At 67.4% G+C, this 26,182-nt stretch carries 28 protein-coding genes and 1 pseudogene; 28 read left to right on the plus strand and 1 reads right to left on the minus strand.

Features of this window, described 5'->3' with window-relative positions; genetic code table 11:
• Window positions 1-152 precede the first annotated feature (152 nt).
• The 24 genes and pseudogenes from ndk (at window position 153) to IEX61_RS03830 (ending at window position 22,740) form a co-directional block, all read left to right on the plus strand.
• On the plus strand, window positions 153-596 hold the full coding sequence (ndk, locus tag IEX61_RS03715) for a nucleoside-diphosphate kinase (protein WP_054672942.1): 444 nt from the start codon (window positions 153-155) through the stop codon (window positions 594-596).
• A 102-nt stretch (window positions 597-698) separates the two neighbouring features.
• A complete protein-coding gene (locus tag IEX61_RS03720; protein ID WP_188816825.1) occupies window positions 699-1,487 on the plus strand; it encodes a CheR family methyltransferase in 789 nt (262 codons plus the stop codon).
• 52 nt (window positions 1,488-1,539) lie between these two features.
• Window positions 1,540-1,677 carry a hypothetical protein gene (locus tag IEX61_RS03725; RefSeq protein WP_157057898.1) on the plus strand — a complete coding sequence of 46 codons (138 nt, stop codon included), beginning with the start codon at window positions 1,540-1,542 and terminating at the stop codon, window positions 1,675-1,677.
• Window positions 1,678-1,837: 160 nt separating this feature from the next.
• Window positions 1,838-3,001, plus strand: a complete 1,164-nt coding sequence (gene aroC / locus IEX61_RS03730; protein WP_188816826.1) for a chorismate synthase — start codon at window positions 1,838-1,840, stop codon at window positions 2,999-3,001.
• A 1-nt stretch (window position 3,002) separates the two neighbouring features.
• The gene (aroB, locus tag IEX61_RS03735; protein WP_188816827.1) at window positions 3,003-4,103 is read left to right on the plus strand and encodes a 3-dehydroquinate synthase; all 1,101 of its coding nucleotides are present in this window, start codon (window positions 3,003-3,005) and stop codon (window positions 4,101-4,103) included.
• Between the two features lie 313 nt (window positions 4,104-4,416).
• Window positions 4,417-6,027 carry an anthranilate synthase component I gene (gene trpE, locus IEX61_RS03740; RefSeq protein WP_188816860.1) on the plus strand — a complete coding sequence of 537 codons (1,611 nt, stop codon included), beginning with the start codon at window positions 4,417-4,419 and terminating at the stop codon, window positions 6,025-6,027.
• Window positions 5,996-7,020: pseudogene (gene trpD / locus IEX61_RS03745) on the plus strand (anthranilate phosphoribosyltransferase). Before trpE ends, trpD begins: the two are co-directional and overlap by 32 nt.
• Window positions 7,010-7,801 (plus strand): indole-3-glycerol phosphate synthase TrpC, encoded by a 792-nt coding sequence (trpC, locus tag IEX61_RS03750; protein WP_188816828.1) that lies wholly within the window; start codon window positions 7,010-7,012, stop codon window positions 7,799-7,801. Before trpD ends, trpC begins: the two are co-directional and overlap by 11 nt.
• Window positions 7,798-8,595 (plus strand): phosphoribosylanthranilate isomerase, encoded by a 798-nt coding sequence (locus IEX61_RS03755; RefSeq protein WP_229725668.1) that lies wholly within the window; start codon window positions 7,798-7,800, stop codon window positions 8,593-8,595. Before trpC ends, IEX61_RS03755 begins: the two co-directional genes overlap by 4 nt.
• Window positions 8,576-9,769: a tryptophan synthase subunit beta gene (gene trpB, locus IEX61_RS03760; RefSeq protein ID WP_188816829.1), complete on the plus strand. Its 1,194-nt coding sequence runs from the start codon at window positions 8,576-8,578 to the stop codon at window positions 9,767-9,769. The genes IEX61_RS03755 and trpB overlap by 20 nt, the downstream gene beginning before the upstream one ends.
• Complete coding sequence (trpA, locus tag IEX61_RS03765) at window positions 9,769-10,566, plus strand: tryptophan synthase subunit alpha (protein WP_188816830.1); 798 nt, start codon at window positions 9,769-9,771, stop codon at window positions 10,564-10,566. The genes trpB and trpA overlap by 1 nt, the downstream gene beginning before the upstream one ends.
• Window positions 10,567-10,658: 92 nt before the next feature.
• The gene (gene hisC / locus IEX61_RS03770; RefSeq protein ID WP_188816831.1) at window positions 10,659-11,747 is read left to right on the plus strand and encodes a histidinol-phosphate transaminase; all 1,089 of its coding nucleotides are present in this window, start codon (window positions 10,659-10,661) and stop codon (window positions 11,745-11,747) included.
• Window positions 11,748-11,751: 4 nt separating this feature from the next.
• The gene (locus IEX61_RS03775; RefSeq protein ID WP_188816832.1) at window positions 11,752-12,876 is read left to right on the plus strand and encodes a prephenate dehydrogenase; all 1,125 of its coding nucleotides are present in this window, start codon (window positions 11,752-11,754) and stop codon (window positions 12,874-12,876) included.
• A 1-nt stretch (window position 12,877) separates the two neighbouring features.
• Complete coding sequence (aroA, locus tag IEX61_RS03780; protein ID WP_188816833.1) at window positions 12,878-14,155, plus strand: 3-phosphoshikimate 1-carboxyvinyltransferase; 1,278 nt, start codon at window positions 12,878-12,880, stop codon at window positions 14,153-14,155.
• A 375-nt stretch (window positions 14,156-14,530) separates the two neighbouring features.
• The gene (locus tag IEX61_RS03785; protein ID WP_229725670.1) at window positions 14,531-15,646 is read left to right on the plus strand and encodes an amidohydrolase family protein; all 1,116 of its coding nucleotides are present in this window, start codon (window positions 14,531-14,533) and stop codon (window positions 15,644-15,646) included.
• 134 nt (window positions 15,647-15,780) lie between these two features.
• Window positions 15,781-16,779: a tetratricopeptide repeat protein gene (locus IEX61_RS03790; RefSeq protein WP_188816834.1), complete on the plus strand. Its 999-nt coding sequence runs from the start codon at window positions 15,781-15,783 to the stop codon at window positions 16,777-16,779.
• Between the two features lie 93 nt (window positions 16,780-16,872).
• Window positions 16,873-18,009, plus strand: a complete 1,137-nt coding sequence (locus IEX61_RS03795; protein WP_229725672.1) for a hypothetical protein — start codon at window positions 16,873-16,875, stop codon at window positions 18,007-18,009.
• A gap of 243 nt (window positions 18,010-18,252) precedes the next feature.
• Complete coding sequence (locus IEX61_RS03800; RefSeq protein WP_054671414.1) at window positions 18,253-18,450, plus strand: IDEAL domain-containing protein; 198 nt, start codon at window positions 18,253-18,255, stop codon at window positions 18,448-18,450.
• Between the two features lie 145 nt (window positions 18,451-18,595).
• Window positions 18,596-19,003, plus strand: a complete 408-nt coding sequence (locus IEX61_RS03805; RefSeq protein WP_054671418.1) for a DUF2487 family protein — start codon at window positions 18,596-18,598, stop codon at window positions 19,001-19,003.
• A 145-nt stretch (window positions 19,004-19,148) separates the two neighbouring features.
• On the plus strand, window positions 19,149-19,664 hold the full coding sequence (locus IEX61_RS03810; RefSeq protein WP_054671422.1) for a QcrA and Rieske domain-containing protein: 516 nt from the start codon (window positions 19,149-19,151) through the stop codon (window positions 19,662-19,664).
• A gap of 3 nt (window positions 19,665-19,667) precedes the next feature.
• Window positions 19,668-20,339, plus strand: a complete 672-nt coding sequence (gene qcrB, locus IEX61_RS03815) for a menaquinol-cytochrome c reductase cytochrome b subunit (protein ID WP_188816836.1) — start codon at window positions 19,668-19,670, stop codon at window positions 20,337-20,339.
• A gap of 36 nt (window positions 20,340-20,375) precedes the next feature.
• Entirely contained in the window at window positions 20,376-21,161 is a 786-nt protein-coding gene (locus IEX61_RS03820) for a menaquinol-cytochrome c reductase cytochrome b/c subunit (protein WP_188816837.1), read from the plus strand.
• An 84-nt stretch (window positions 21,162-21,245) separates the two neighbouring features.
• A complete protein-coding gene (locus IEX61_RS03825; protein ID WP_188816838.1) occupies window positions 21,246-21,860 on the plus strand; it encodes a DUF1405 domain-containing protein in 615 nt (204 codons plus the stop codon).
• A gap of 88 nt (window positions 21,861-21,948) precedes the next feature.
• Window positions 21,949-22,740 carry a sporulation protein YpjB gene (locus IEX61_RS03830; protein WP_188816839.1) on the plus strand — a complete coding sequence of 264 codons (792 nt, stop codon included), beginning with the start codon at window positions 21,949-21,951 and terminating at the stop codon, window positions 22,738-22,740.
• A 9-nt stretch (window positions 22,741-22,749) separates the two neighbouring features.
• On the opposite strand, the gene IEX61_RS03835 is transcribed toward IEX61_RS03830, so the two are convergent.
• Window positions 22,750-23,622: a YitT family protein gene (locus IEX61_RS03835; protein ID WP_054672876.1), complete on the minus strand. Its 873-nt coding sequence runs from the start codon at window positions 23,620-23,622 to the stop codon at window positions 22,750-22,752.
• Between the two features lie 215 nt (window positions 23,623-23,837).
• On the opposite strand from IEX61_RS03835, the gene IEX61_RS03840 reads away from it, so the two are divergent.
• Genes IEX61_RS03840 through bshB1 form a run of 4 tightly spaced genes read left to right on the plus strand, consistent with a single transcriptional unit; the run spans window position 23,838 to window position 26,173 of the window.
• Window positions 23,838-24,185, plus strand: a complete 348-nt coding sequence (locus IEX61_RS03840) for a nucleotide pyrophosphohydrolase (protein WP_188816840.1) — start codon at window positions 23,838-23,840, stop codon at window positions 24,183-24,185.
• Window positions 24,182-24,988: a 4-hydroxy-tetrahydrodipicolinate reductase gene (dapB, locus tag IEX61_RS03845; protein ID WP_188816841.1), complete on the plus strand. Its 807-nt coding sequence runs from the start codon at window positions 24,182-24,184 to the stop codon at window positions 24,986-24,988. Before IEX61_RS03840 ends, dapB begins: the two co-directional genes overlap by 4 nt.
• Window positions 24,989-25,013: 25 nt before the next feature.
• Window positions 25,014-25,466, plus strand: a complete 453-nt coding sequence (gene mgsA, locus IEX61_RS03850; protein ID WP_054673457.1) for a methylglyoxal synthase — start codon at window positions 25,014-25,016, stop codon at window positions 25,464-25,466.
• Window positions 25,463-26,173: a bacillithiol biosynthesis deacetylase BshB1 gene (gene bshB1 / locus IEX61_RS03855; protein WP_188816842.1), complete on the plus strand. Its 711-nt coding sequence runs from the start codon at window positions 25,463-25,465 to the stop codon at window positions 26,171-26,173. Before mgsA ends, bshB1 begins: the two co-directional genes overlap by 4 nt.
• The last annotated feature ends 9 nt before the right edge of the window (window positions 26,174-26,182 follow it).

Here is a 26,182-nt window from a genome sequence, read left to right on the forward strand (position 1 = left end):
AAAACTGAAGATGGCCTGATGCAGATCAGGCCGAGATACAGGCACAGCGAAAAAAGCTCGTACTAGGGACGCGTTGCGTTTCACGGGAAGGTTTGCTAAAATGCGGATGGCCGTTTTCTGACTGTGATCTTGAGGTGAACGGAGGTTTGACCATGCAGCGGACGTTCCTGATGGTGAAGCCGGACGGCGTGCAACGGAATTTGATCGGCGAAATCGTGTCGCGCTTTGAACGGAAAGGCTTCCAGCTCGTTGCGGCCAAGCTGATGATGGTCAGCCGCGAGCTGGCGGAAAAGCACTACGCCGAACACAAGGACAAGCCCTTCTTCGAGGAACTCGTCAACTTCCTCACCTCGGGCCCGGTGTTCGCCATGGTGTGGCAGGGCGAAAACATCATCGAGGTGGCCCGCGCCATGATGGGCAAAACCAATCCGGCCGAGGCGGCCCCCGGCACCATCCGCGGTGATTTTGGCGTCAGCATTGGCATGAACGTCATCCACGGCTCCGATTCGCCGGAAAGCGCCGAGCGGGAGATTGCCCTGTGGTTTGACGAGAAGGAAATCCTGTCGTACGAGAAGACGATCAACCGTTGGGTGTAACGCCGCACGCCAAGGAGACGAACCGGCGACCGCCGGTTCTTTTTTTGGCCGCGGCCGCCGAACGGCAAGCAGGGAGAGGAGGAACGGGGAAAGCTGCTGGCCATGGACGATCGGGATTACGCGCAGTTTCTCGCCGCCGTCAAGCGCCTCGCCGGCGTCGATCTGGCCCAGTATAAAGCGCAGCAGATGAGGCGCCGGCTTTTGTCGTTCCGGGACCGCCACGGCTTTGCCGACTTTGCCGCCCTCGCCGCCGCGCTGAGGCGGGATGGCCAACTGCTGCGGGCGTTTCTCGACTATGTGACGATCAACGTGTCGGCCTTCTTCCGCAACCCCGAGCAGTGGAAAGTGCTGGAGACGCGCATCCTCCCGCGCCTCGTGCGCGAACGACCGCGCGCCCTCGCGTGTTGGAGCGCGGCGTGCTCGACGGGGGAGGAACCGTATTCGCTGGCCATGCTCCTTTTGCACACCCAACCGGCGGTGCGGTTTGAGGTCCTGGCCACCGACATCGACGCCAGCGCGCTGGCACGGGCCGAGGACGGGTGGTACGAGGCGGCCAAGGTGCGTGACGAGGTTCCGCTCGCCCTGCGCGAGGCCTATTTCCGTCCGGAGGGCGACCGCATGCGGGTGGACGAGCGGGTGCGCCGGCGCGTGCGCTTTCGGCGCCACGACCTCCTCGCCGACCCGTTTCCTTCCGGCTTCGACCTCATCGTGTGCCGCAACGTGATGATCTACTTTGCCGACGCGGCCAAGGAGCGCCTGTACCGCCAATTCCACGACGCCCTGCGCCCCGGCGGCGTCCTGTTCGTGGGGAGCACCGAGCAGATCTTTTCCCCGCACCGCTATGGCTTTGTCCTGGAGGCGCCCTTCTTCTACCGCCGGGCAACCGAATAGGGTTCCATTCAGATGGAAAACCTAGGATTACGAGCTGCGTGGAGGCGGTGCGATGGACAAAGGGCAAATTCTCGAGGCGTATCGCCGTGGGCTGCTCACGCTTCAGGAATGCGCCCGCCTTCTGGGCCTTTCCCCGGACCGCGCGCGCGAACTTTTTGACAAGCCGCGCGAGGAGCGCACGGCGCCGTAGCCGGCTGCATCACCCTGCAGCCGGCTTTTTTTTGGCGTCGGTGGGAAACCGGCGCCGCTTTCACTTTTGGCGTGCGCGTTGCGACCAGGGGCTTGGTCGAGGCGGGCCCGAGAGAGTATAATATCCGCAAGTTCCGTAGGGGGAGAGGAGAGAGACGCGTATGCGATACTTGACGGCAGGCGAATCCCATGGCCCTCAGTTGACGGCGATCATCGAGGGCTTGCCCAGCCACCTGCCGCTGTCTGCGGAGAGGATCAATGAGCAGCTGCGGCGCCGGCAACAAGGATATGGCCGCGGCCGGCGCATGCAGATCGAGCAAGACCGCGTGCGAATCGTCGGCGGCGTTCGCCATGGGAAGACCACGGGGGCGCCGGTGGCCCTCGTGATTGAGAACAGGGACTGGGCGCACTGGCAAGCGATTATGAGCGTGGAACCGGTGGAGGAGGAGGCGGCGCGCCGTCGCGTGAGCCGCCCCCGCCCCGGGCACGCCGACCTGAACGGGGCGCTCAAGTACAACCACCGCGACATGCGCAATGTCCTCGAGCGCTCCAGCGCCCGGGAGACGGCGGCGCGGGTGGCCGTGGGCGCCGTGGCCCGGCAGCTCCTCGAAGCCTTCGGCATCCGCATCGGCGGCCACGTGCTGGAGATCGGCGGCGTGCGCGCCCAGGTGCCGGAGGGCTTGTCCCTTGACGAGCTGGTGCGGCGGGCCGAGGCGTCGCCCGTGCGCACGGTCGACCCCGAGGCGGAGGCGCGCATGATCGCCCGCATCGACGAGGCCAAGGCCCAGGGCGATTCCCTTGGCGGTATCGTCGAGGTGATCGTCGAAAACGTCCCGCCCGGCCTCGGCAGCCACGTGCACTGGGACCGCAAGCTGGACGCGCGCATCGCCCAGGCCGTGGTGAGCATCCAGGCCTTTAAGGGTGTGGAGTTCGGCATCGGCTTTGCCGCGGCGCATTTGCCCGGCTCCCAGGTCCACGACGAGATCGCCTGGGAGGCGGGGCGCGGCTACTTTCGGAAGACCAACCGCGCCGGCGGGTTCGAGGGGGGCATGACCACGGGCATGCCCATCGTCGTGCGCGCGGTGATGAAGCCGATCCCCACGCTGTACAAGCCCCTGATGAGCGTCGACATCGACACGAAGGAGCCCTATGCCGCGTCCATCGAGCGCTCCGACACCTGCGCCGTGCCCGCCGCCTGCGTGGTGGCGGAAAACGTGATCGCGTGGGAAGTGGCCCGGGCCTTCGTCGAGAAGTTCGGCGGCGACAGCCTGGACGAGATGCGGCGCAACTACGAGGCCTACCTTCGTCACGTGGAGGCGTTCTGACATGCGCGAACTGGTGGTGGACCTGGGCGCGCGGTCGTATCCGATCCGCATCGGTCCAGGACTGCTCACGACGGTCGGGGAGCATCTCAGGGAGCGCGGCGTGGGCCCGGAACGGACCCTCTTTGTCGTCACCGACGAACACGTCGGCCCGCTGCATTTGGAGCGGGTGCGGCGCGCCCTCGAGGGCGCCGGGTACCGCGTGGCGCACGTGACGGTGCCGGCCGGCGAGCGGGCCAAGAGCCTCGCCGTCTACGCGCGCGTGATCGAGGCGATGATCCGCGCCGAGCTGGACCGGAAGAGCGTCGTCCTCGCCCTCGGCGGCGGGGTGGTCGGCGATCTGGCCGGCTTTGCCGCGGCCACCTTCATGCGCGGCGTGGACTACGTGCAGCTGCCGACGACGATCCTCGCCCACGACTCGAGCGTCGGCGGCAAGACGGGCATCAATCACCCGCTGGGGAAGAACCTCATCGGGGCCTTTCACCAGCCCCTCCTCGTCCTCTACGACACCGACACGCTGAAGACGCTGCCTCCAAGGGAGGTGCGTTCCGGCCTGGCCGAGGTGGTCAAGCACGCCGCCATCGGCGAGCGGGCCTTCTTCGACTGGCTCCTGGCGCAGGTCGACGCCGTGGCCGCCGGTGACGCCGACGCCCTCGGCGAGGCGCTGTACCGCGGCTGCCGGGTGAAGGCCCAGGTGGTCGCGCGGGACGAGCGCGAAACGAGCCTGCGGGCCATCTTGAACTTCGGCCACACCGTCGGCCATGCCCTGGAGGCCCTCGACGGCTACGCCGGACTCACCCACGGCGAGGCGGTGGCCATCGGCATGGTGGCGGCGGCGGCGCTGTCGGAACGGCTGGGGGTGGCCGTCGAGCCGGTGGCGGAGCCGATCCGCGCGCTGCTGGAGCGCTTCGGGCTGCCGACGCAGGTGCCGGCGCGGTTTGATCCGGCCCGCGTGCTCGAGGCGATGAGGCGCGACAAGAAGCGCCAGGACGGCAAGCTGGTCATGGTGCTCCTTGCGGCGATCGGCCAGCCGGTTGTGGTTCGCGACGTGCCGGAGGCGGCGGTGCGCGCCGTGCTGGAGGATTGCCGGCAGCAAGGGGATTGACAAACGGGGATCGATCCGGTACGGTAGTAGTCAATAACGGTTGGTGTGAAACGAGAACGGTCAGGAACAAAAGCGATCGCGCTGTCGTTTGGGAGTAGAGTTGAGCAGAGCGGAGCAGAGCTGAGCGGGAGCGGAGGAGAGCCGAGGAGAGCGGAGTGGAGACGAAACCGCGTTCCGACGGACAGACCCGCGGGACACGCCATAAGGCTTGCGCGTGTCGGGAATCGTTCCCGTTTCGTTTTCCCCGGCCAGCACAACCGAACGCCTTCTCTCGCTCAGCCTCTTCGAACATCGCTTCGGAGAGGTGATTTTTTTGTTTGCCCCTTCCTTTGTCGAGTGCTTGGCTTACGCGCCGCGCTATGCGGCCGTCCCCGTCGCCTTCACCCTGTTCGGGGATACGGAAACGCCCGTGTCGCTGTACGCGCGGGTGCGCGGCCCTGACACCTTCCTCTTGGAAAGCGTGGAGGACGGCAGGCATTGGGGGCGGTACTCCTTTCTCGGCCTTGCCCCCCGGCTGCGCCTGCACGTTCGGGACGGGCGGGCGCGCCTGGTGACGCGCGAGGGACAGCAGACGGTGGCGGAGGGTTCTCCGCTGGCGCTCATTCGCCGCCTCTTGGCGCGGTACCGGAGTCCCCTCGTGCCGGTGCTTCCGCCGTTCACCGGCGGCCTCGTCGGCTACTTTGCTTACGATTGGGCGCGCTACGCCGAGCCCAGGCTGCCGCGCCACGCTGCAGCCGACCTGCCGACGGACGACGCGGTTCTGCTCCTTGCCGATCGCGTGGTGGCCGTCGACCACCTGACGCACCGGATCCACGTCATCGGCCAGCTGCCCCTGCCGCCGGGGGCGACGCGGGCGGAGCTCGCGCGGGCCTACGACGCGCTGTGCCAGGAGCTGGCCGACATCGCCGCGGGCCTCTTCGTGCGATCGGTCGCGGACCCCTTCCCCCCAGCGGCGTTTGGGCAGGGCGCCCCGGTGGACGTTCCGCTCGCCGATCGGCTTGAGAGCAACATGAGCCGCGACGCCTTTCTGGCCGCCGTGCGGAAAGCGAAGGACTACATCGCTGCAGGGGATATCTTCCAAGTTGTTCTGTCGCAGCGCTTTGCCGTCGAGACGGCGACCGACCCGTTCGCCGTCTACCGCGTGGCGCGCGCGCAGAGCCCGTCGCCGTACCTGTTTTACCTCGAACTCCAGGGTTGCACCCTCGTCGGCGCATCGCCGGAGATGCTCGTGCGCGTGGCGGGCGACCGCGTCGAGACGCGCCCCATCGCCGGAACGCGCCCCCGCGGGCAAACGCCGGAGGAGGACGCGCGTCTGGAAGCCGAGCTTCTCGCCGACGAGAAGGAGCGCGCCGAGCACGTGATGCTCGTCGACTTGGCCCGCAATGACGTGGGCCGCGTGGCCCGAACGGGCACGGTGGACGTGGCCCGGTTCATGGCTGTCGAACGCTACAGCCACGTGATGCACCTCGTGTCGACGGTGACCGGCCGGCTGCGGGAGGGGCAAGACGCCCTCGACGCTCTCCTGGCCTGCTTTCCGGCCGGCACCCTGTCCGGGGCGCCCAAGGTGCGGGCCATGGAGATCATTGCCGAGCTGGAGCCGTGCGCGCGTGGGCCCTACGGCGGCGCCGTGGGCTATTTGGCCTTCAACGGCAACCTCGACACGTGCATCGCCATCCGCACGGCCCTCTTTGCCGGTCACAGGGCGTACGTCCAAGCCGGGGCGGGCATTGTCGCCGATTCGGTGCCGGAGCGCGAGTACGACGAGACGGTGAACAAGGCCAAGGCCATGCTCCGCGCGCTGGAGGAGGCCGAGGGGTGGGCCCGCGAGGCCGGAGCGCAAGGAGAGCCGAGAGAACGAGAACGAGGAGAGCCGAGAGAGGAGGAGCTGAGCCGTGCTGAAACCGTATCTTCGTCGCGTCGTTGAGGGACGGTCGCTGTCGCGCCAGGAGGCGCGCGAGGCCATGCTTGCCATCATGGCCGGGGAGGCGACGGCGGCGCAGATCGCCGCGTTCCTCGTCGCCCTGCGCATGAAAGGGGAGACGGTGGAGGAGATCGTCGGGTTTGTCGAGGCGATGCGCGCGCGGGCCGTGGCGCTGCCCATCCGCGCCGACGGGCTCGTCGATACTTGCGGAACGGGCGGCGACGGCGCCGACACCTTCAACATCTCTACGGCCGCGGCCATCGTCGCCGCATCGGGCGGGGTGAGCGTGGCCAAACACGGCAACCGCGCCGTCTCGAGCCGATGCGGGAGCGCCGACGTGCTGGAGGCCCTCGGCGTGGCCATCCAGCTGACGCCGGAGGGGGCGGCGCGCTGCCTGGAGCGGACGGGATTGTGCTTCCTGTTCGCCCCGCTGTACCACCCGTCCATGCGCCACGCGGCGGGGCCGCGGCGGGAGATCGGGTTGCGCACCGTGTTCAACCTTCTGGGCCCCCTGGCCAATCCGGCCCGCGCCGAGCGGCAGGTGGTCGGGGTGTACGACCGGCGGCTCGTCCCCGTGGTGGCCGAGGTGTTGCGGGAGCTCGGCGCGCGCCACTGCCTGGTCGTCGCGAGCCACGACGGCCTCGACGAGCTTTCCGTCGCCGCGCCCACCGACGTGTGCGAAGTCAAAAACGGCCGCATCACATCGTACACGGTGACGCCGGAGGACGTCGGCCTTTCGCGCCATGGGCCCGAGGCGATGCGCGGCGGCGACCCCGCCGCCAACGCCGCCCTGATCCGCCGCGTCTTCGCCGGCGCGGAAGGGGGGCCCGCGACGTGGTGGCCCTGAACGCCGGGGCCGCCTTGTATGTGGGCGGCCGGGCGGCAAGCCTCGCCGAAGGAGTGCGCCTCGCCAAGACCCTCATCGACGAGGGAGCGGCAGCGGCCAAACTGGAAGAGCTGATTCGCGTCTCGGAGGTGCTGGCTCGTGCTTCATGAGATCCTGAAACAGAAGCAGCGCGACGTAGCTGACGCGCGCCTGGCGCGTCCCGTCGCCGAGCTCGAGCGGGCCGTGCGCGACCTTCCGCCTTGCCGCCCCTTTGCCCGGTCCCTCGCCGAGAGCTCGCGTCCGGTGGCGGTGATCGCCGAGGTGAAAAAGGCCAGCCCCTCCAAGGGCGTTATCCGGCCCGATTTCGACCCGCGGGCCATCGCCCGCGCCTACCGCGCGGCCGAAGTCGACGCCGTCAGCGTGCTGACCGACCGCGCCTTTTTCCAGGGCGCGCCGGAACACCTGGCGGCGGTGAAGGCGGAGGTGGTGTGTCCGGTCCTGCGCAAGGATTTTCTGATCGACCCGTGGCAGGTGTTTGAGTCGCGCCTCCTCGGGGCCGACGCCGTGCTCCTCATCGCCGCGGCGCTGGCGCCGAACGAGCTGAAGGCCCTGTACCGCCTCGCCACCGATCTCGGGATGGACGCCCTCGTCGAGGTGCACGACGAGCGGGAGCTGGAGGCGGCGCTGAACCTGGGCTGCCCGCTCATCGGCATCAACAACCGCAACCTGCGCACCTTCGTCACCGACCTGTCCGTGACGGAGCGGCTCATCGCGCGGATCCCCGCCGGCGTCACCGTGGTGAGCGAAAGCGGCATCGCCTCAGCGGCGGACGTCGCCCGCCTGCGCGACCTCGGCGTGCGTGCCGTCCTCGTCGGCGAGCATTTCATGCGCCAGGCCGACATCGCCCGCGCCGTGGTCGCGCTGGTTGGACCGGCGGGGGTGCGCGCATGAGGGGCACGGAACCCTTCGCCGACGCGCCGGCGATGGGCCGGATGGGCGGCGCGCCGGTGGCGCAAACCGGACCGGCGCGCGGGGGCGCGGACGAGCAGGCGCTCGGAAAGGGGGGCGGGACGCCGGGCGTGACGGTGAAGATCTGCGGCCTGCGCCATCCCGACGACGCCCGGCACCTTGAAGGCCTGCCCGTCGCCTTTGCCGGATTCGTGTTCGCCGAAAGCCGCCGGCGGGTGACGCCGGAAGAGGCCGCCGCCATCGCCGCTGCCCTGCCGCCCGGGGTGCGCGCCGTCGGCGTCTTCGTCAACCCGGGGGACGCCGAGCTGGAAGCCGTCCTCGCTGCCGTTCGCCTTGACGCCGTGCAGCTCCACGGCGACGAGACGCCGGAACGCTGCGCGCAGGTTCGCGCGCGCTATGGCCTGCCCGTCATCAAGGCGGTCGGCGTGCCGGATGCGCCCGACGCGCCGACGCGGGACGTCGCCCGCGCCGTGGCGCGCTACGCGGCGGTGTGCGACATCGTCCTCCTCGACACGGCCTCGCCGCAACGCGGGGGGACGGGGCGCCGCTTCGACTGGCACGTCATCCCGGCGGCCTTTGTCGCCGCCCACCGTGCGGGAGCCCGCCTCTGGGTGGCCGGCGGCATTGCCCCGGAAAACGTCGGCGCTCTGGTGGCGCGCCATCCGCTGGACGGCATCGACGTGTCCTCGGGAGTCGAGACACAGGGACGAAAAGATCCGACGCGCATACGCGAATTGGTGGAAAGGGTGAGGGCCTATGTACCGCTATCCGGATGAGCGCGGCAAATTTGGCCGTTTCGGCGGGCGCTATGTGCCGGAGACGCTCATGCAGGCGCTGGAGGAGCTGGATGAGGCGCGCCGTACGATCCTGCCCGATCCGGCTTTTCGCCGCGAGCTGCACGAGCTGCTCACCACCTACGTCGGCCGTCCCACGCCCCTCACCTACGCCGAACGCCTGAGCGAGGCGGTCGGCGGGGCGAGGATTTTCCTCAAGCGCGAAGACCTCACCCATACCGGGGCGCACAAGATCAACAACGCCCTGGGACAAGGGCTGTTGGCCAAGCGCATGGGCAAGCGGCGCCTCGTTGCCGAAACGGGCGCCGGCCAGCACGGCGTGGCCACGGCCACGGTGGCGGCGCGGCTGGGCCTTTCGTGCACAGTGTACATGGGCGAAGTGGACACCCGGCGCCAGCGGTTGAACGTCTTCCGCATGCGCCTGTTGGGGGCCGAGGTGGTGCCTGTCACCGCGGGCTCGCGGACGCTGAAGGACGCGGTGAACGAGGCCATCCGCGACTGGGTGGCCCATGTCGACGACACCCATTACCTGCTCGGGTCCGTCGTCGGTCCCCATCCGTATCCGGCCCTTGTGCGCGACCTGCAGCGCATCATCGGGGACGAGGCGAAGGCCCAGCTGCGCGAGGCCACCGGCCGGCTCCCCAACGTGGTGGTCGCCTGCGTCGGCGGGGGCTCCAACGCCATGGGCATCTTCACGGCCTTCCTGGAGGATGACGGGGTGGCGCTGGTCGGGGTGGAGGCGGCCGGCAAGGGCCTTGACACGGACGCGCACGCCGCCACGCTCACCAAAGGCCGGCCCGGCGTGTTGCACGGCATGTACACGTACCTGATCCAGGACGACGACGGCAACGTCCAGGAGGTCCATTCCATCTCCGCCGGCCTCGACTATCCGGGCGTAGGGCCGGAGCACGCCTTCCTGAAGGAGACGGGCCGGGCCACCTACGTCGCGGTGACCGACGCGGAAGCCCTGGAAGCCGTAAAGCTGCTCGCCCGCACCGAGGGGATCCTCCCCGCCCTGGAGAGCGCCCACGCGGTGGCCGAGGCGGTGCGGCGGGCGCGGGAAATGGACAAGGACGCCATCGTCCTCGTCTGCCTGTCCGGCCGCGGCGACAAGGACGTGGAGACGATCCATCACCACCTGGGAGGCGATCTGTGATGGCTGCGCTGGCGCAGGCCTTTGCCCGCACCGACCGTCCGGCATTTGTCCCCTTTCTCGTTGCCGGCTATCCCACGCCCGAGGCGACGGTGGAGCTGGCCCTCGCCCTCGAGGAGGCGGGAGCCGATGTGCTGGAGCTCGGCGTGCCCTATTCCGACCCGCTGGCCGACGGCCCGGTCATCCAGACGGCGGCGGCGGCCGCCCTGGCGCGGGGCATGACCGTAGCCGGCGTCTTCGAGCTCCTCGTCCAGATGCGCCGCGCCGGGCTGACCCTTCCCGTGGTCCTCCTCGCCTACGCCAACACCGTGCTGCAAAAAGGGGAGCGGGCCTTTGTCGACCGGCTGCGAGCCAGCGGCGGAGACGGGCTGATCGTGCCCGACCTGCCCCACGAGGAAGCCGGGGAGCTGCGCGCGGCCGCCGCTGCGGCGGAGGTGGCCCTCGTGCCCCTTGTCGCGCCGACGTCCCGCGGGCGGATCGCCCGCATCGTGACCGAGGCCACCGGCTTCGTGTACGCCGTCTCGTCCCTGGGCGTGACGGGGGAGCGGGATGCGCTGCACCCCGACCTGCGCGCCTTCTTGGCCGACGTGCGCGCCGCCTCGCCCGTACCGGTGGCCGTGGGGTTCGGCCTGCACCGTCGGGAGCAGGTACGGGCCGTTGCCCCCTTTGTCGACGGAGTGATCGTCGGCAGCGCGCTGGTGCGCCTCGTGATGGAACGGGAGGACGACCTGGCCTCCCCGGCGCGCCGCGGGGAAGCCCTCGCCGCCGTGCGCCGCTTCGTGGCGAATTTGCTGAATTGAAGCGTTTTCCGTGAAGGAAAAAGGATTTGTCACCGACGCGCGCGCGCAGTAAGATAAAAAGAAAATTGGCAATCGGCAGAGGTGGTATTTCGGTGCGGCCCAAAGCCCACATCGTCGACCTGCCGGTGTACCAGCCGGGCAGACCGATCGAGGACGTCAAGCGCGCCTATGGCCTGACGGACGTGATCAAGCTCGCGTCGAACGAGAACCCCTTCGGCTTCTCGCCGCGGGTGCGCGAAGCCGTGACCCGGGCACTTCCTTTGGCCAACCGGTACCCGGACGGCGCGGCCACCGCGCTTCGCCGGGCGCTGGCCGCGCACCTCGGCGTGGCCGAGGAGGCCCTCATCTTCGGGAACGGCTCCGACGAGATCGTCCAGCTGATCGCGCGGGCCTATCTCGCCCCGGGGACGTCGACGGTGATGGCCACCCCGACGTTCCCGCGCTACAAGACGAACGCGGTGATCGAAGGGGCCCGCGTGATCGAGGTGCCCCTGAAGGACGGGCGATGCGACCTCGACGCCATGGCCGCGGCCGTCACGGACGACACGCGCGTGGTGTGGGTGTGCAACCCGAACAACCCCACGGGCACCATGGTGACCCACGACGAATTGGCGGCCTTTTTGGCCCGCATGCCCCGCAACGTGCTTGTGGTGCTCGACGAGGCCTATGTCGAATACGTCACCGATGCGCGCTTCCCGCGTTCCCTCGAGCTCCTGCGCACCCACGAGAACCTGATCCTCCTCCGCACCTTCTCGAAAATTTACGGCCTGGCCGGATTCCGCATCGGCTACGGCATCGCCGCCCCGGCGGTGATCGACGCGCTGAACCGCGTGCGCGAGCCCTTCAACACCTCCTTCGTGGCCCAGGCGGCCGCCCTGGCCGCGCTGGAGGACCAGGCCTTTGTGGCTGCGTGCGTGCAAAAGAACGAAGAGGGCAAACGGCAGCTCTCTGACGGCTTTGTCCGCCTCGGCCTGCGCCACTACGAGACCCACGCCAATTTCATCCTCGTCGACGTCGAACGGCCCGCCGGCGCCGTCTTTGAGGCCCTCTTGCGGCAGGGCGTCATCGTCCGTTCCGGGGAGGCCCTCGGCTTTCCCACGGCCCTGCGCGTGACGATCGGCGACGCGGCGCAAAACCGTCGCCTGCTCGAGGCGCTGGCGGCGGCGCTGGTGGAGGCGTAGGGACGTGCGCGTCGCCGTTGTGGGTGTGGGCCTGATCGGCGGGTCGCTGGCCCTGGCCCTCAAGCAGCGCCCCGACGTCGTCGTGATCGGCTGCGATTCCAACCCCGCGAGCCTGCGCACCGCCCTCGCCCGCGGGGCCGTCGACGAGGTGACCGATCGGCTGGAGGAAGCCGTCTGCGAAAGCGACGTCGTGTTCCTGAGCGCCCCGGTCAGCGAGCTGTACGCCCTTGTCGACCGTCTCGCGGAACTTCCGCTTCCGCCGGGCGCCATCGTCACCGACACGGGGAGCACCAAGGCCGGCATCGTGCGCGCCGCGCGCAAGCTGGCCGCGCGGGGCGTGACGTTTATCGGCGGGCATCCCATGGCCGGGTCGCACAAGTCGGGCGTGGAAGCGGCGCGGGCCGACCTGTTCGAAAACGCCTACTACGTCCTGACGCCGGAGGAGGATACGCCCGCCGGTGCCGTGGCCGCGCTGTCCGACCTGCTGGCCGCCACACGGGCCAAGGTGGTGACGATGGATCCGATGGCCCACGACCGCGTGGTGGGGGCGATCAGTCACCTGCCCCATGTGGTGGCCGCCGCCCTCGTCAACCTGGTGGCCGACCTGGGGGCGGAAGACGCCTGGTACGAGCGCCTGGCCGCGGGAGGCTTTCGCGACCTCACGCGCATCGCCTCGAGCAACCCCAGCATGTGGCGGGACATCGTCCTCGACAACCGCTCCGTGCTGCTTGACCACCTGCGGCGGTGGCAGGACGCCCTGGCCGCCGTCGTCGCCCACGTGGAGGCGGGCGACGCCGCGGCCATCGAGCGGTTCTTCTGCGCGGCGCGCACCTTCCGCGATCGGCTGCCGGAGCGCCGCCCGGGCGCGCTGCCGGCGGTGCACGAGCTGTTTGTCGACGTGCCCGACCGGCCCGGGGTCATCGGCCGCGTCGCCACGCTGCTCGGGGAACACGGCATCAACCTGGTCAACATCGAGGTCCTGGAGATCCGCGAAGACATCTTCGGCGTGCTGCGCCTCGTCTTCCAGCGCGAGGCCGATCGGGTGAGGGCGCGTGCGCTCCTTGAGGGCGCCGGCTACACCGTGCACGAGCGGGAGGCCCTCGCCCACGCCGGCAAGGGGGAGCGATAGCATGCGCGTGGAACCCGCCCGTGCCCTGCGGGGAGCGTTGACCGTGCCCGGGGACAAGTCGATTTCGCACCGGGCCGTCTTGTTGGGGGCCCTGGCCGAAGGGCGCACCGAGATCACCGGCTTTTTGCCAGGGGCTGACTGCCTCAGCACCATCGCCTGCCTCCGCCGCCTGGGAGTGGCCATCGAGCAGGAGGGCGACCGCGTCACCGTGCACGGCGCGGGCTGGTACGGGCTGCGCGAGCCGGAGGACGTGCTGGACGTGGGCAACTCGGGAACGACGATCCGCCTCCTCGCCGGCGTGCTGGCCACGCAGCCGTTCCACAGCGTGCTGGTAGGGGACGCGTCGATCGCCCGGCGGCCGATGCGGCGCGTCACCGCCCCCCTGCGCGCGATGGGGGCGCACATCGACGGGCGTGCCGACGGCGAGTACACGCCGCTGGCCATTCGCGGCGGACCGCTAAGCGCCATCCAGCACGTGTCGCCGGTGGCCAGCGCGCAGGTGAAGTCGGCCCTGCTGCTTGCCGGCCTCCAGGCGGACGGGGAGACGGCGGTGACCGAGCCCTACCGCTCCCGCGACCACACCGAGCGGATGCTGCGGGCCTTTGGCGCGGAACTGACCGTTGACGGGACCACCGTGCGCGTGCGCGGCGGCCAGCGCCTGATCGGCCAGCGGGTGGACGTGCCCGGTGACATTTCGTCGGCCGCCTTTTTCCTGGTGGCCGCCGCCCTCGTGCCGGGAAGCGACCTTGTCGTGCGCGGGGTGGGGCTCAACCCCACGCGGACGGGCATTCTCGACGTCCTGCGGGCCATGGGCGCGGCCGTCGAAGTCGAGGAGACGGGCGAAGCGTGCGGCGAGCCGGTCGGCAACGTGCGCGTGCGCCACGCGCCGCTGGCGGCGACGGAGATTGGCGGCGCCCTCATCCCGCGGCTCATCGACGAGCTGCCCGTCATCGCCGTGCTGGCCACGCAAGCCGAGGGGACGACGGTGATCCGCGACGCCCAGGAGCTGCGCGTCAAGGAGACCGACCGCATCGCCACGGTGGCGGCGGAGCTGTCGAAAATGGGCGCGCGCATTGAGGCGACGGCGGATGGCCTGATCATCCACGGGCCGACGCCGCTTCATGGGGCGCGGTGCGACAGCCACGGCGACCACCGCATCGGCATGGCCCTGGCCGTGGCCGGGCTCATCGCCGACGGGCCGACGGAGATCGCGCGGCCGGAGGCGATGGCCGTGTCGTTCCCCGACTTTTTTGACCGGCTGCGCGCGGTGGCGGGGTGAGCCGGGCGCAGCCGGTTTCGCCATCCGGTTGCGGTCGCAAAGTTCCAAATATATCGTTGACAGCGCATCCATTTCCGGTATAATGAAAGTACAGTGTGGTTTCTCTCCACTCCTATCCGAATGTGTTCCGCGCCCCATCTTGCGCGGCCGTCTTTGTAAGGGCTTACAGACCCGCGAAGACGGCGCATTTTTTTTGCCCCACGACCCGAAGGAAGCTCGACTGCTCCACGATATGAAGGAGGCGCGACGGCGATCGCCGCCGCGACGCTGCGGCTGAACGTTGGCGGCCCATCGGTCCTTGGTGCCAACGGGCATGCCGGCCGTCTCCCGCGCATAGGGTGAAAGGGACAAGACGTGCGGGGGAGGAGGAGACCGATGGGCCAAACGGGGTTGGGCCGCGAGATGGCGAGCGGCTACGTGGTGCGCGGCGGGACGGTCGTGACGGCGCGGGGCGCCATGCAGGCCGACCTGTGGGTGCGCGGCGGCAAAGTGGAACGCGTTGTGCCCTTCTGTGAGGGAACGGCGCCGGTGATCCGCGAAAGGCCAACCCTCGACGCGGAAGGGGCATGGATCACGCCCGGTTGGGTGCTCACAAGCGGGCACTTTGCCGCGGAAGGCGCCCCTTCCTACCGCGAGCGACTTGGCGCCTGGATCCGTCGCGGGGTGACGACGGTGGTGGAAGGCGTGGATCCCGGGTGGGGACCGCTCGCCGACGCGATCGACCGGGGGAGGGCGGCGCACTTCAACAGCTGCCTCGACTATGCGTTCAAGCTGGACATCGCCTTCGAGGCGGCAAACCGTTTCCTGTTCCGTTACGCGAGCGGGCAGGGCCTCCGCCTCGTCGAGGTGCGCGTGGGCGATCCGAAGCACCTCGGCCATTCCCGCTGGGGGGAACTGTTCGTGGCGGCGCAAAACCATGGCCTGCGCCTTGTGCTGCGCCCCGAAGCGCCCCATCCGGTGGACAGCCCGGACGGTCGGCGCTGGCTCTCCCGCTGGGCAGCCCGCGTGGCCGAAGGGGTAAGCGGTGTTGCCCCTCCCGTTGTGGCGTGGCCCTTTGGCCGGCCGGATCGGCCCGTTCCGCTTCCCGACGGGGTGCCCGCCGTCTGCACCCTTACCGGCAAGGGGGAGAAGGTTTTGGGGGACCCGTCTGTCGTCGCCCTCCTCCTGCCCGAGGAGCCCGAACAGGCCGAGTGGGAGCTGCCCGTCGAGGGGGCCGACACCGCGCTGGTGGAAGCGGTGCGGCTCCTTTCAACCAATCCGGCCAAACTGGCCGGGCTGTATCCCCAGAAAGGGTCCCTGGCCCCGGGAAGCGACGCCGATTTTCTCCTGTTTTGGCCCCACGACCGACGCCTTTCGCTCTTTCAGCCCGATGCCGTCTTCGTGCGCGGCGTGTCCGTGGGCCATCACCCGTTTCGCGCCCTTTCGCCGGGATCGGGGCGCCTCTTGGCGGCCAGGCCGACGCACCTTTACGTCTTGTCCGCGCCCCTGTAAGCCACGCGATCGGACCGGTTGGGATTCCCGCGGATTTTGGCGTACAATCGAGAGGGAACGATTCCGATGTTGGCCGCGGCACCCTGCCCGTTTGGGGGCGCCGCGGCCGAACAAAGGAGCGCGGGAGAACGCCGATGCATCGCCAAACGGAAGCATGGCTCGAGCCGGTGTGGGAGGCCCTGGAGCGCGGGGACGCGGAAGGCGCGCTGCGCCGCCTGGCCGAAGCCAAGCGGATGGCGCGCGACGACCCGGACAAGCTCCTCGCCGTCGCCGCCGTCTATGCCGACCTGGGCCATCTCGACGAGGCGCGAGGGCTGCTCGATGCGGTGTTGGCGCGACGGCCCGGCGATCCCGAGGCGCACCTTTTGCTTGCCGAGGTCTACCTGGAGCTGGGCGACACCGATGCCGCCCTCGAGTTGCTCATGCCGCTCCTGGACGAGCGCCCCGAGGACGTGCGCGTGCTCGTCGACCTGGCCGACCTGTATGCGGCGGAAGGGCTGTATGAGGTGGCCATCTCCTACCTGGAGAAGGCGCGGCGCCACCACCCCGACCCACTCCTGTTCGCGCGCCACCTCGCCCAATTGTACGATGAGGTCGGGGAGGAGGAGAAAGCCCTCGCGCTGCTCGAATCCCTGGTGGGCACGCCCTACGAAGACGCCGCCCTGCACATCGAGCTGGCGGCACGCTACGCGCGCCGCGGTGCCTGGGAACGCGCCGCGCGCCACTATGAGGAGGCTTTGGCGCGCGACCCCGCGCGGGTTGACGCCCGCTTCGGCTTGGCGCGGCTCAAAGCCCGGATGGGGCAGCGCGAAGAGGCCAAGGAGCTGCTGGAAGCCGTGCGCCGGGACGATCCCGACTACATCCCGGCATACACCGCCCTTGCCGATCTCCACCTGGCCGAAGGCGAGCTGGAAGCGGCCATCGAGCGGCTGGAACAGGCGTGGGAGATGGACAAAGGGGACGAGGCCGTGGCCCAGAAATTGGCCTGGGCGTGCTTGGAAGCGGGGCACGTCGATCGCGCCGCCGCCGTGTTCGAGGAGATGGTCGGTGGCGAGGAGGACTTGGACGAGCCGTGGCAAGCCTTGCGGGAAGCGATTGCCCAGGCCCGCGCCGGCACGAAAACCAAGGGGTAAGCCGGTGGCCCGGTCTGCCGCCGGATTCCGGTCTTCAAGTTCCCCCCCAATTTGAAACGGAATGGAACCCCTCCGGCGTCGCCATACTAATGGGTGACGTTTCCAACGGAGGGGTTCTTCATGCGCTTTGCCGATCTGTTGGCCTATGCCGACATCGACGATTTGAACCGCATTGCGCTGACCTACCGCTGCCGGTGCGACGGCCATTCCAAGAACGATTTGATTCAAGGGATTTTGAGCCGCGTGTTTCGCGACGACGAGATCGCGCACCAGTACGCCGACCTCGACGACGACGAGCGGCGGTTCGTGTGGGCGCTCCTGGCCGAGGGGCGGTCGTGTTTCACGCTGGAAGAGCTGCTGGCCAAGGCGCGGCAGGCCGGAGCGGATGGCTCCGGACGCCAGTGTGTCGCCGCGCTCCTCAAGCGCGGATGGCTGTTTCGCGGCGTCACCCGCTCTACGCGCCACGGATTCGTCTTCCCCACCGATGTCAAGGAACGCCTGTTCCGCTACTTGGAACGCGACATCCGCCAGGCCGTACCCCTGGCCGGTCCGCCGGAGGTCGTGCGAGACGAACGGGGCCTGCTTCTCGACGACCTGTACACGTGGCTGCGCTTTGTCGCCGAAACCCCCATTCGGCTGACGGCCGAGGGCATCCTCCATCGGCAGCAGCAACACCGGTTGTTTCAGCAGTTTGCGGTAATGGAAGACCCCGTTGATCGGGCGTCGACGGCGGTTTCCCGCAGCCGATCGGGACATTACCCGCGCCGATTCGCGTTCCTGTACGACTTTACCATCTACATCGGCTTTGTCGCCGAGGGTGAGGGCCCCTTCGGTCTCTCGCTCACGGAGCAGGGCGAGCGGCTCTTGCGGGAGGGGACCGATCTGGACCTCGGCCGGGAACTGTTTCGCTTTTGGGTACGGACCACCAAGCACCCGATCCCCGCGCTTCCCCAACTGCTCGTTTTTCTTTATCTGGCCTGCCGCGACGGATGGGCGCGCGAGGACGACCTGTTGGCGCGCCTCTCCTCCGATGTGACGGGCGACCTGTTCGCCAATCCCGCGTCCGCGTTGCGAAACGAGGTCCTGCCCATGGGGCTGCACCTGGGCATGCTCGTCAGCGGCCTCGCGTCAAACGGAAACCGCCTGTGGACCTTCACCCCGCTCGGCATCGCGTGGGTGGGCGAGCGGGTCGGCTTTGCCGAGCAGTCGATCGTGTGGCAGGAGGTTTAACCCAGCGGGGAAACGGGTAAGAATGGAAGTGACGGCTGGGAACAATTTTTTTCGGATGGCAGAAGGGAATTTCGGGCGCACCGAGAATAAAGTACAATACAGACCCTATTCACAATATTTCAACGAGTCCCGAGGAGAGACGTCTGCTGGCAACCACACAGGGTGGAGGTGTCCGCAGGCTGTCGGAGTCGGCATAAGCAAACCGCCGTCCGGAAATACGCCGCGGTATTGGGGGGACATCTCATGGAAAAGCAGAACCTCATTCAAGAGAATGTGGTGTTGGGTCTGCTGGCCGAACTGGTCTGGGACGAGGCGCTGAGAACGTTCCGAAAAAAGCGGCTGTATGAGGAGATCGACCGGGCGCTGGCGGAGAACAATCAGGAACGATTCTTCACGTTAACGGAAGAGCTGCGAAGCCTTTTGGATGACGAGCGGACATAAGCCGCGGGGAACGCTTCCCGTCGGTTCGTTGAAGGGGAAGAGAGAACATGCTATTGTAATGGAGGGATGCAAACTCGGCGTTGCCGAGTTTTCTTTTTTGTTTCCCCCAATGCGGGAATGCGAGCGAAAGGTGGCGATATCAGCTATGCATTGGAAATCCCTCAATCCCGAGGAGTGGGCCAATCTCCAGCCCTACGTGGATACGGCGTTGCTGCCGGTGGTGCACATCGACGGCACCGACTGGGCAAATGCCCTTTCCCGTTGCGCGCGACTGGCCACGTGGGCCGACCGCGTGGAGCAGCTTCTGGCCGGCCGCCTCGTCCGTTTACCGCTCCTGACGCTGTATGGCGCCGCAACCCTCGACGAGGCCGTGGCCGCCCTCAAGGCGACCTTTGTCCATGTCGTGGTGCTGACCGACACCGCGCCCTTTGAACGGCCCGGGATCCGCGTGCTGTCCACAAACGGGCAGGAAGGGGATGTGGCCGCGCGCGTGGCCGAGGAAATCGTCGCCCTGTGGAACCGGCAGGAACGGGAGAACCCGCACAACGATTAACGCTAATGGAATCTGCATACATTGTACTTGGTGAAACATCATATTCTTGACGCTTTCCTTCGACTAGCGGTATCATGAGGTTGTCCTTGTGTGCGTGTGCCAAATCCTGTCCGGGTGACGTCAGCATAGATGGGAGGTTCGGACGATGAGCGACAAGGAAAACGGTCAGGGCATGTCGAGGCGGCAGTTCCTGACGTACACCCTCATGGGCACGGGGGCGTTCATGGCTGCCGGGATTCTCACGCCCATGCTCCGCTTTGCCGTTGACCCGGCGCTCAAAGGGACGGGTGACGCCGGCAAGGTCGAGGTGGGGAAGGTCGACGATTTCGGACCGGAGTACAAGCTGGTCAAGTTCAAGGTCAAGATCAAGGATGGCTGGCACGAGGAAGAGGCGGAAAAGTCGGCCTACATCCGCAACAAGGACGGCAAGATCTTGGCCTTGTCGCCGGTCTGCAAGCACCTCGGCTGCCAAGTGCAGTGGAACACAAGCAAGGATCACCCCAACCATTTCTACTGTCCGTGCCACAACGGGCTGTACGACGAAAACGGGATCAACGTCCCCGGTACGCCGCCGCAGGCTCCGCTGGACGAGTACGAAGTGGAAGTCAAGGACGGCAAGATCCTGCTCAGCCTGACGCCGAAGCCGAGAGGGGGGGCGTAATCGGTGTTCCAGAGGATCTACCAGTGGCTGGATGAACGGCTCAACATCGGTCCGCTGTGGCGCGACCTGGCCGATCACGAGGTGCACGAACACGTCAACCCCGCCCACCACTTTTCCGCGTTTGTCTACTGCTTCGGCGGTTTGACGTTTTTCATCACCGTGATTCAGATCCTGTCCGGCATGTTCCTTACGATGTACTACGTCCCGGACATCATGAACGCGTACCAGAGCGTGAAGTACCTGCAAAACGAAGTCGCCTTCGGCGTGATCGTCCGCGGCATGCACCACTGGGGCGCCAGCCTCGTCATCGTGATGATGTTCCTGCACACCCTGCGCGTCTTCTTCACCGGGGCCTACAAGCACCCGCGTGAGATGAACTGGGTAGTCGGGATGCTCATCTTCTTCGTCATGCTGGCCCTCGGGTTCACGGGGTACCTCTTGCCGTGGGACCAGAAGGCATACTGGGCAACGGTGGTCGGCGTCAAGATCGCCGGTTCCGTGCCGCTCATCGGGCCGTACATCGAAACCTTCCTCAAGGGCGGCGACGTTCTGGGGGCCCAAACGCTGGCGCGCTTCTTTGCCATCCACGTCTTCTTCCTGCCGGGGGTTCTGCTTGCGCTGATGGGCGTGCACTTCATCCTCATCCGCCGGCAAGGCATTTCCGGTCCGCTATGATGCGCACGGCAAGCAGCGAAGGAGGGAAAACGTAAGATGGCAGGCCGTCACGACAAGGACGTGGCGTACGTTGGTGATTCACGGGTTGTAAAGCGGCGCGGCGGACCCCTGACGCCGCCGGATTACAGCGAGTTCCCCGGCAAAACCGAACCCTTTTACCCGAACTTTTTGCTGAAGGAATGGATGGTGGCCGTTGTTTGCCTGGTCGCCTTCTTGGTGCTGACGATGGCCCATCCGTCGCCGCTGGAGGCGCCGGCCAACCCCAACGACACGAGCTACATTCCGCTGCCCGACTGGTACTTCTTCTTCCTGTACCAGCTCTTGAAGTATGAGTACACGTCGGGTCCGTATACGGTTGTGGGTACGATCCTGATCCCGGGACTGGCCTTTACGGCGCTGCTCCTGGCCCCGTGGCTGGACCGCGGTCCGAAGCGCCGGCCGAAGGATCGTCCGGTGGCCACCAGCCTGATGCTGCTGGCCCTGGCCGCCATCGTGTTCCTGACCTGGGCGGCAGTGGACGAACGCCAGAAGCACGTGGCCAGCCAAGGCGGCGGCAGCGGTGCCCCGACAGTGGACGTCAGCCCGGACGCGCCGGAGGGCGAAAAGATCTGGGCCAAGCAAACGTCCTGTCAGGGCTGCCACGGCGTCGATCTTAAGGGAAGCGGCTTTGCGCCAAGCCTGGAGCACGTCGGCAGCAAGTTGACGAAAGAAGAGATCATCGACATCATCAAGAACGGCAGAGGGCAAATGCCGCCGGGACAGTTCCAAGGCTCCGACGAGGAACTGGAGAAGCTGGCCGAGTGGCTGGCCGAGAAAAAATGAGGACCGCTGCCGATGGACGCAGCGGGCAAACCGGTCGGGTATCCCCGGCCGGTTTTTTGTTGCGCGGTCGAAAGGAGGAGGACAATGGACGGGAAGCAGAGGGATTGGCGGGCAAGGTGGCATGCGCTTGCCGCACGGCGCGACGTGATGGCCGCCCTGGTGGTCGTCAACCTCTTGGGCACGCTGTACGGGTACTACTGGTACCGCGAGCAATTGGCGGCGACGCCGCTCTGGCTGTGGCCGTTCGTTCCCGACTCGCCAACGGCCAGCGCCGCCTTTACCCTCGTGTTGGCCATGGCCCTCGCCGGCCGCTCAAGCGGCTGGGTGCAGGCCTTTGCCGCGGTGACGATGGTCAAGTACGGAATCTGGGCGCCGGCGGTCATCCTGACGACCGGCGCGCTCGGCGGTCCGATTCCATGGCAAAATTGGATGCTCGTGGCTTCCCACCTGGCCATGACCCTTGAAGCGCTGCTCTATGCGTTCCTCTACCGCGTCACGCCTCGGCAGTGGTGGGGCGTGGCGGCGTGGACGCTCCTGAACGACGCCGTCGATTACGGCCTGGATGTCCACCCGTGGATGGGCCCAACCCTGGAGCCCTATGATCATCTTGTGGGATGGGCGACGGTGGGGCTGTCGCTGGCCGCCGTCGTCGCCGCGCGACGCGCCACGGCAGCGTGGGCGCATGCGGACACCCCCTGAACGTCGCGCGAGAGCCGTACGGCGAAAACGGAACGGTCTAACCTTGTCCGTTCTCCCATAGAGTGTAGTGGCAAGGAGGGGGAGCGCGATGAGGGGATGGGTGCGGGTGATGTGCCTCTGGCTCTTCTTGTGGGGGAGTGGGGGTGGACTGTGGCTGGCGACCGCATCCGGCGAGGAGGCGGTGCGCGGCGATGCGCAGCAGCTGCTCAAGCACATCGAGCGCCTGACGGTGCGCGTGGAGCAGGACGTTCGCCAGGCGCGGTGGGAGGAGGCGCGCGCGCACTACGCCGAGCTGGCCGATGCGGTGGTTGCGCTGACGCGCCGGTTGCCGGCGTCCACCGAAGGGCTGCACGCGGTTTTCACAGCGGTTTTGGAGGGCAAGCGCACCTTCACCCGGGTCCGGCCCAACTCCGAGGCGATGCTGCGCGATGCCCTCCGCGTGCGCCTGGCCGCTGACGCGCTGCTCTCCCGCCAGCAGCCGTTGTGGAAGGAGTACCGCGCGGAAGTGGAGGGAGAGCTTCGCCAGCTCCGCAGCGGCGTCGTTTCCGGACGCGACTGGCTGAAGGCCTACCGCCGCCTCGCCGACATCTACGCCATCGTGCGGCCGGCGGTGGTTATCCAACAGCCTGCCGAAGACGTGGAAGCCCTCGATTCGCTCGTGCGCGTCCTCGACCGATCCGCTCCCCAGGTGGATCGGGCCGTGGTGTGGGAATTCCACAACCGGATGGCCCGCCTCTTCGAATTGGCGTACGAAACCTCTGCCACCCCCTGGCTGGGCCCGTCGTCCGTCTACGCTGTCGTGACGGTGATCGCGGCCGTCGTCTTCACCGTGCTCGGCTATGTGGCGTGGTACCGCTATCGGCTGGAACACCGGCCGTGAAGGCGCGCTTCATCCCTCAATCGGACGCTTGTGCTCATCGAGGGTAAACCCTTCGCCATGCACGTCGCGGACATCCTGAATGGCGACGAAGGCGTAGGGGTCAACCTGATGGACCAGGGCTTTCAACCGCTGGATTTCGTTCCGGCTGACGACCACATAGAGGACGTCACGCTCCGCTCCCGTATAGCCACCCTTGCCCTTGAGGAGCGTGGCGCCGCGCTCCATCTCGTGCAGGATGCGACGGGCAATCTCCGCCGTGGCCTCCGAAACGATGATCGCCGCTTTGGCCGAATAGGCCACCTCCTGCACGAAGTCGATCACCCGCGCGCCGACGAAGACGGCCACCAACGTGTACATGGCCTTTTCCCGCCCGATGTAGTACGCCGACGCGCCGATGACGAACAGGTCGAACAGGAACATCGTCCGCCCGATCGTCCAGCCGAGGTATTTCTGCGCCAGGCGGGCGAGGATGTCTACCCCGCCGGTTGTGCCGCCGTACCGGAAGACCAGGCCCAGCCCCAGACCGACGGTGACACCGGCGTACAGCGCGGCGAGGAGAAGATCCCCGTGCAGCGGCTCGCGAAAGTCTTCAAACACCCACAAGAAGACCGACACGGCGGTGACCCCGTAGATGGTGTAGATCATGCTCGTGCGCCCGAGCACCTTCCACCCGATGAAAAAGAGGGGCAGGTTCAACAGCAAGTTGACAACACCCGGATCAAAGCCGAAGATGTAGTTGGCGAGGAGGGTGATGCCGGTAAACCCCCCTTCGGCCAACCCGTTGGCTATGGTGAAGTAGTTGAGGCCGAAGGAAAAGATGGCACATCCTACCGTGATGGCGAGGAGATTTTTGAGCCGAATGCCCACGGCGTGTTCCCCCATTGGATGCGAAAATGGTCGAACGAAACCGAAAATGGAAACAGCCATTATTATAGCGTGGCGCCGCTTTTGGGGGCAAGGCCGGGTGCACAGGCGCTCACCCCTCGCTCGCCCCGTTACAGAGAATGGATTCGAGGGAAGGAAACGGTTTGGTCTGCCCCTCCGTCCTCTGCTACGATGATGGAAGAAGAGAAGGAAGAAAGGAAAGGAATGGGGTTATGGGCGCCAAAACGCTCAAGCAAATCCAGGAAGAAGTGGACGCGTACATCGGCCAGTTTCGCGAAGGCTATTTTTCGCCGCTGGCCATGCTCGCCCGCATGGCGGAAGAAGTGGGGGAACTGGCCCGCGAAGTAAACCACCGGTACGGGGAAAAGCCGAAGAAGACAAGCGAACCCGAAGGCTCGATCGCCGAGGAGCTGGGGGACATTTTCTTCATTGTCGTCTGCTTTGCGAACTCCCTGGGCATCGACCTGCAAGAGGCGTACGAACGCATCATGGACAAGTTCCGCACGCGCGATCGCGACCGGTGGACGCCAAAGGAACCGCAGCGGGGGGATGACCGATGACGGACAAGCCGATTCGCGTGGCCGTGGCCGGAGCAAAGGGACGGATGGGGCGCGAAGTGGTGAAGCTGCTCGTGCAGGAGTCCGATTTTGCCTTTGTTGTCGGCATCGACGCGCGCCTCGATGGGGTGGACGTCGGCACGACCATCGGGCTGGGCGAACTGGGTGTGCCCTTTGTGCGCGACCTGGAGCGCGCCCTCGACGTGTACAAGCCCGATGTGCTCGTCGATTTCACCACCCCCGCGGCGGTGCGCCGGCACGTTGAGGTGGCCTTGGACCGCGGCGTGCGCCCGGTGGTCGGGACCACGGGCCTCAGCGAGGCGGAGGTCGAGGAGCTGGCGCGCCGCGCCCAGATGCGCGGCGTGGGCGGCGTCATTGCCCCCAACTTTGCCATCGGGGCCGTGCTGATGATGAAATTTGCCCAGATGGCGGCCAAGTACCTCCCGCACGTGGAAATCATCGAGCTGCATCACGACCAGAAGCTGGACGCGCCTTCGGGAACGGCCCTGAAGACGGCCGAAGGGATCCAACGGGTGCGGGCGGAGTTTCGCCAGGGCCATCCCGACGAAACGGAGCTGCTGGAAGGGGCGCGCGGGGCGTACGTCGGCGGCTTCCGCATCCACAGCGTACGGCTGCCGGGGCTCGTCGCCCACCAGGAGGTGCTGTTTGGGGGCGAGGGGCAACTGCTCACCATTCGCCACGACGCGCTGAGCCGTTCCTGCTTCATGCCCGGCGTGGCGCTGGCCATTCGCCGGGTCATGACCCTCGACCGCCTGGTGTACGGGCTGGAGCATCTGCTCGATTGAGCCCGGGGATCGGAGGGAACAGACGGTGCGCATCGCGCTCATCGCCCATGACCGAAAAAAGGATGAACTGGTCAATTTCGTGCTGGCGTACCGCCACATCTTTGCCCGGCACACGCTGTATGCCACAGGCACGACGGGGAAACGGATCGCGGACGAGGTGGGCTTGCCCGTGCACCGGTTCCGGTCGGGGCCCCTCGGCGGCGACCAGCAAATCGGCGCCTTGGTGGCCGAAAACCGCATCGACCTCGTCCTCTTTTTCCGCGATCCGCTCACGGCGCAGCCCCACGAGCCGGATATCATGGCCTTGATGCGGCTGTGCGACGCCTACGGCGTGCCGCTGGCCACCAACCTGGGCACGGCGGAGATCCTCGTCCGCAGCCTTGAACAGGGCGATTTCGCCTGGCGCCAGGTGGTGGAGCCGGGGACGGCGCCGCCCGTCGAGGTGCCGCAGCTGAAGAGGGAGGACGAGAACCCGTGAGCGTGGACGTGCTGGCCTTCGGGGCCCATCCCGATGACGTGGAGATCGGCATGGGCGGGACGCTCGCCCTCTGCGCGCGCCGCGGTCTTGTGACGGCCATCTGCGACCTGACGCGGGCCGAGCTGTCGTCGAACGGCACCGTGGAGACGCGACAGGTCGAAGCGGAGGAGGCGGCGCGCGTCCTCGGCGTGGCCGTGCGCGAAAACGCGGGCCTGGCCGATCGCGGGTTTCGCGTGAACGAGGAGACGGTGGCCACGGTGACGGCGATCATCCGGCGCCTCAAGCCGCAGGTCGTGTTTGCCCCCTACGAGGAGGATCGCCATCCGGATCACCGGCTGTGCAGCCAGCTGGTGCAGGAAGCGGTGGCCAACGCCGCCCTCCGGCGGTACGCGCCGCCGGGGTGTCCGGAGGAGCCCCATCGGGTTGCCGCGCTGTACTTTTACCTCATCCACGGCTACGCGAAGCCGTCCTTTGTGGTGGACATCAGCGAGACGCAATCCCTCAAGGAAACGGCGCTTTTGGCCTACCGCAGCCAGTTTGTCGCTGCACCGGGACGCGTCGCCACCCCGCTCAACCAGGGCTTCCTCGACGCGCTGCGGGCGCGGGACCGCTGGTTTGGCCACGTGGCCGGCGTCACGTACGGCGAGGGGTTTGTCAGCGCGGTGCCGGTGGTGGTCGACGTCGGCGCGTGGAAGCGCAGCCGCTGAAGGGGGGAT

The organism is Calditerricola satsumensis, from assembly GCF_014646935.1.
GTDB lineage: Bacteria > Bacillota > Bacilli > Calditerricolales > Calditerricolaceae > Calditerricola > Calditerricola satsumensis.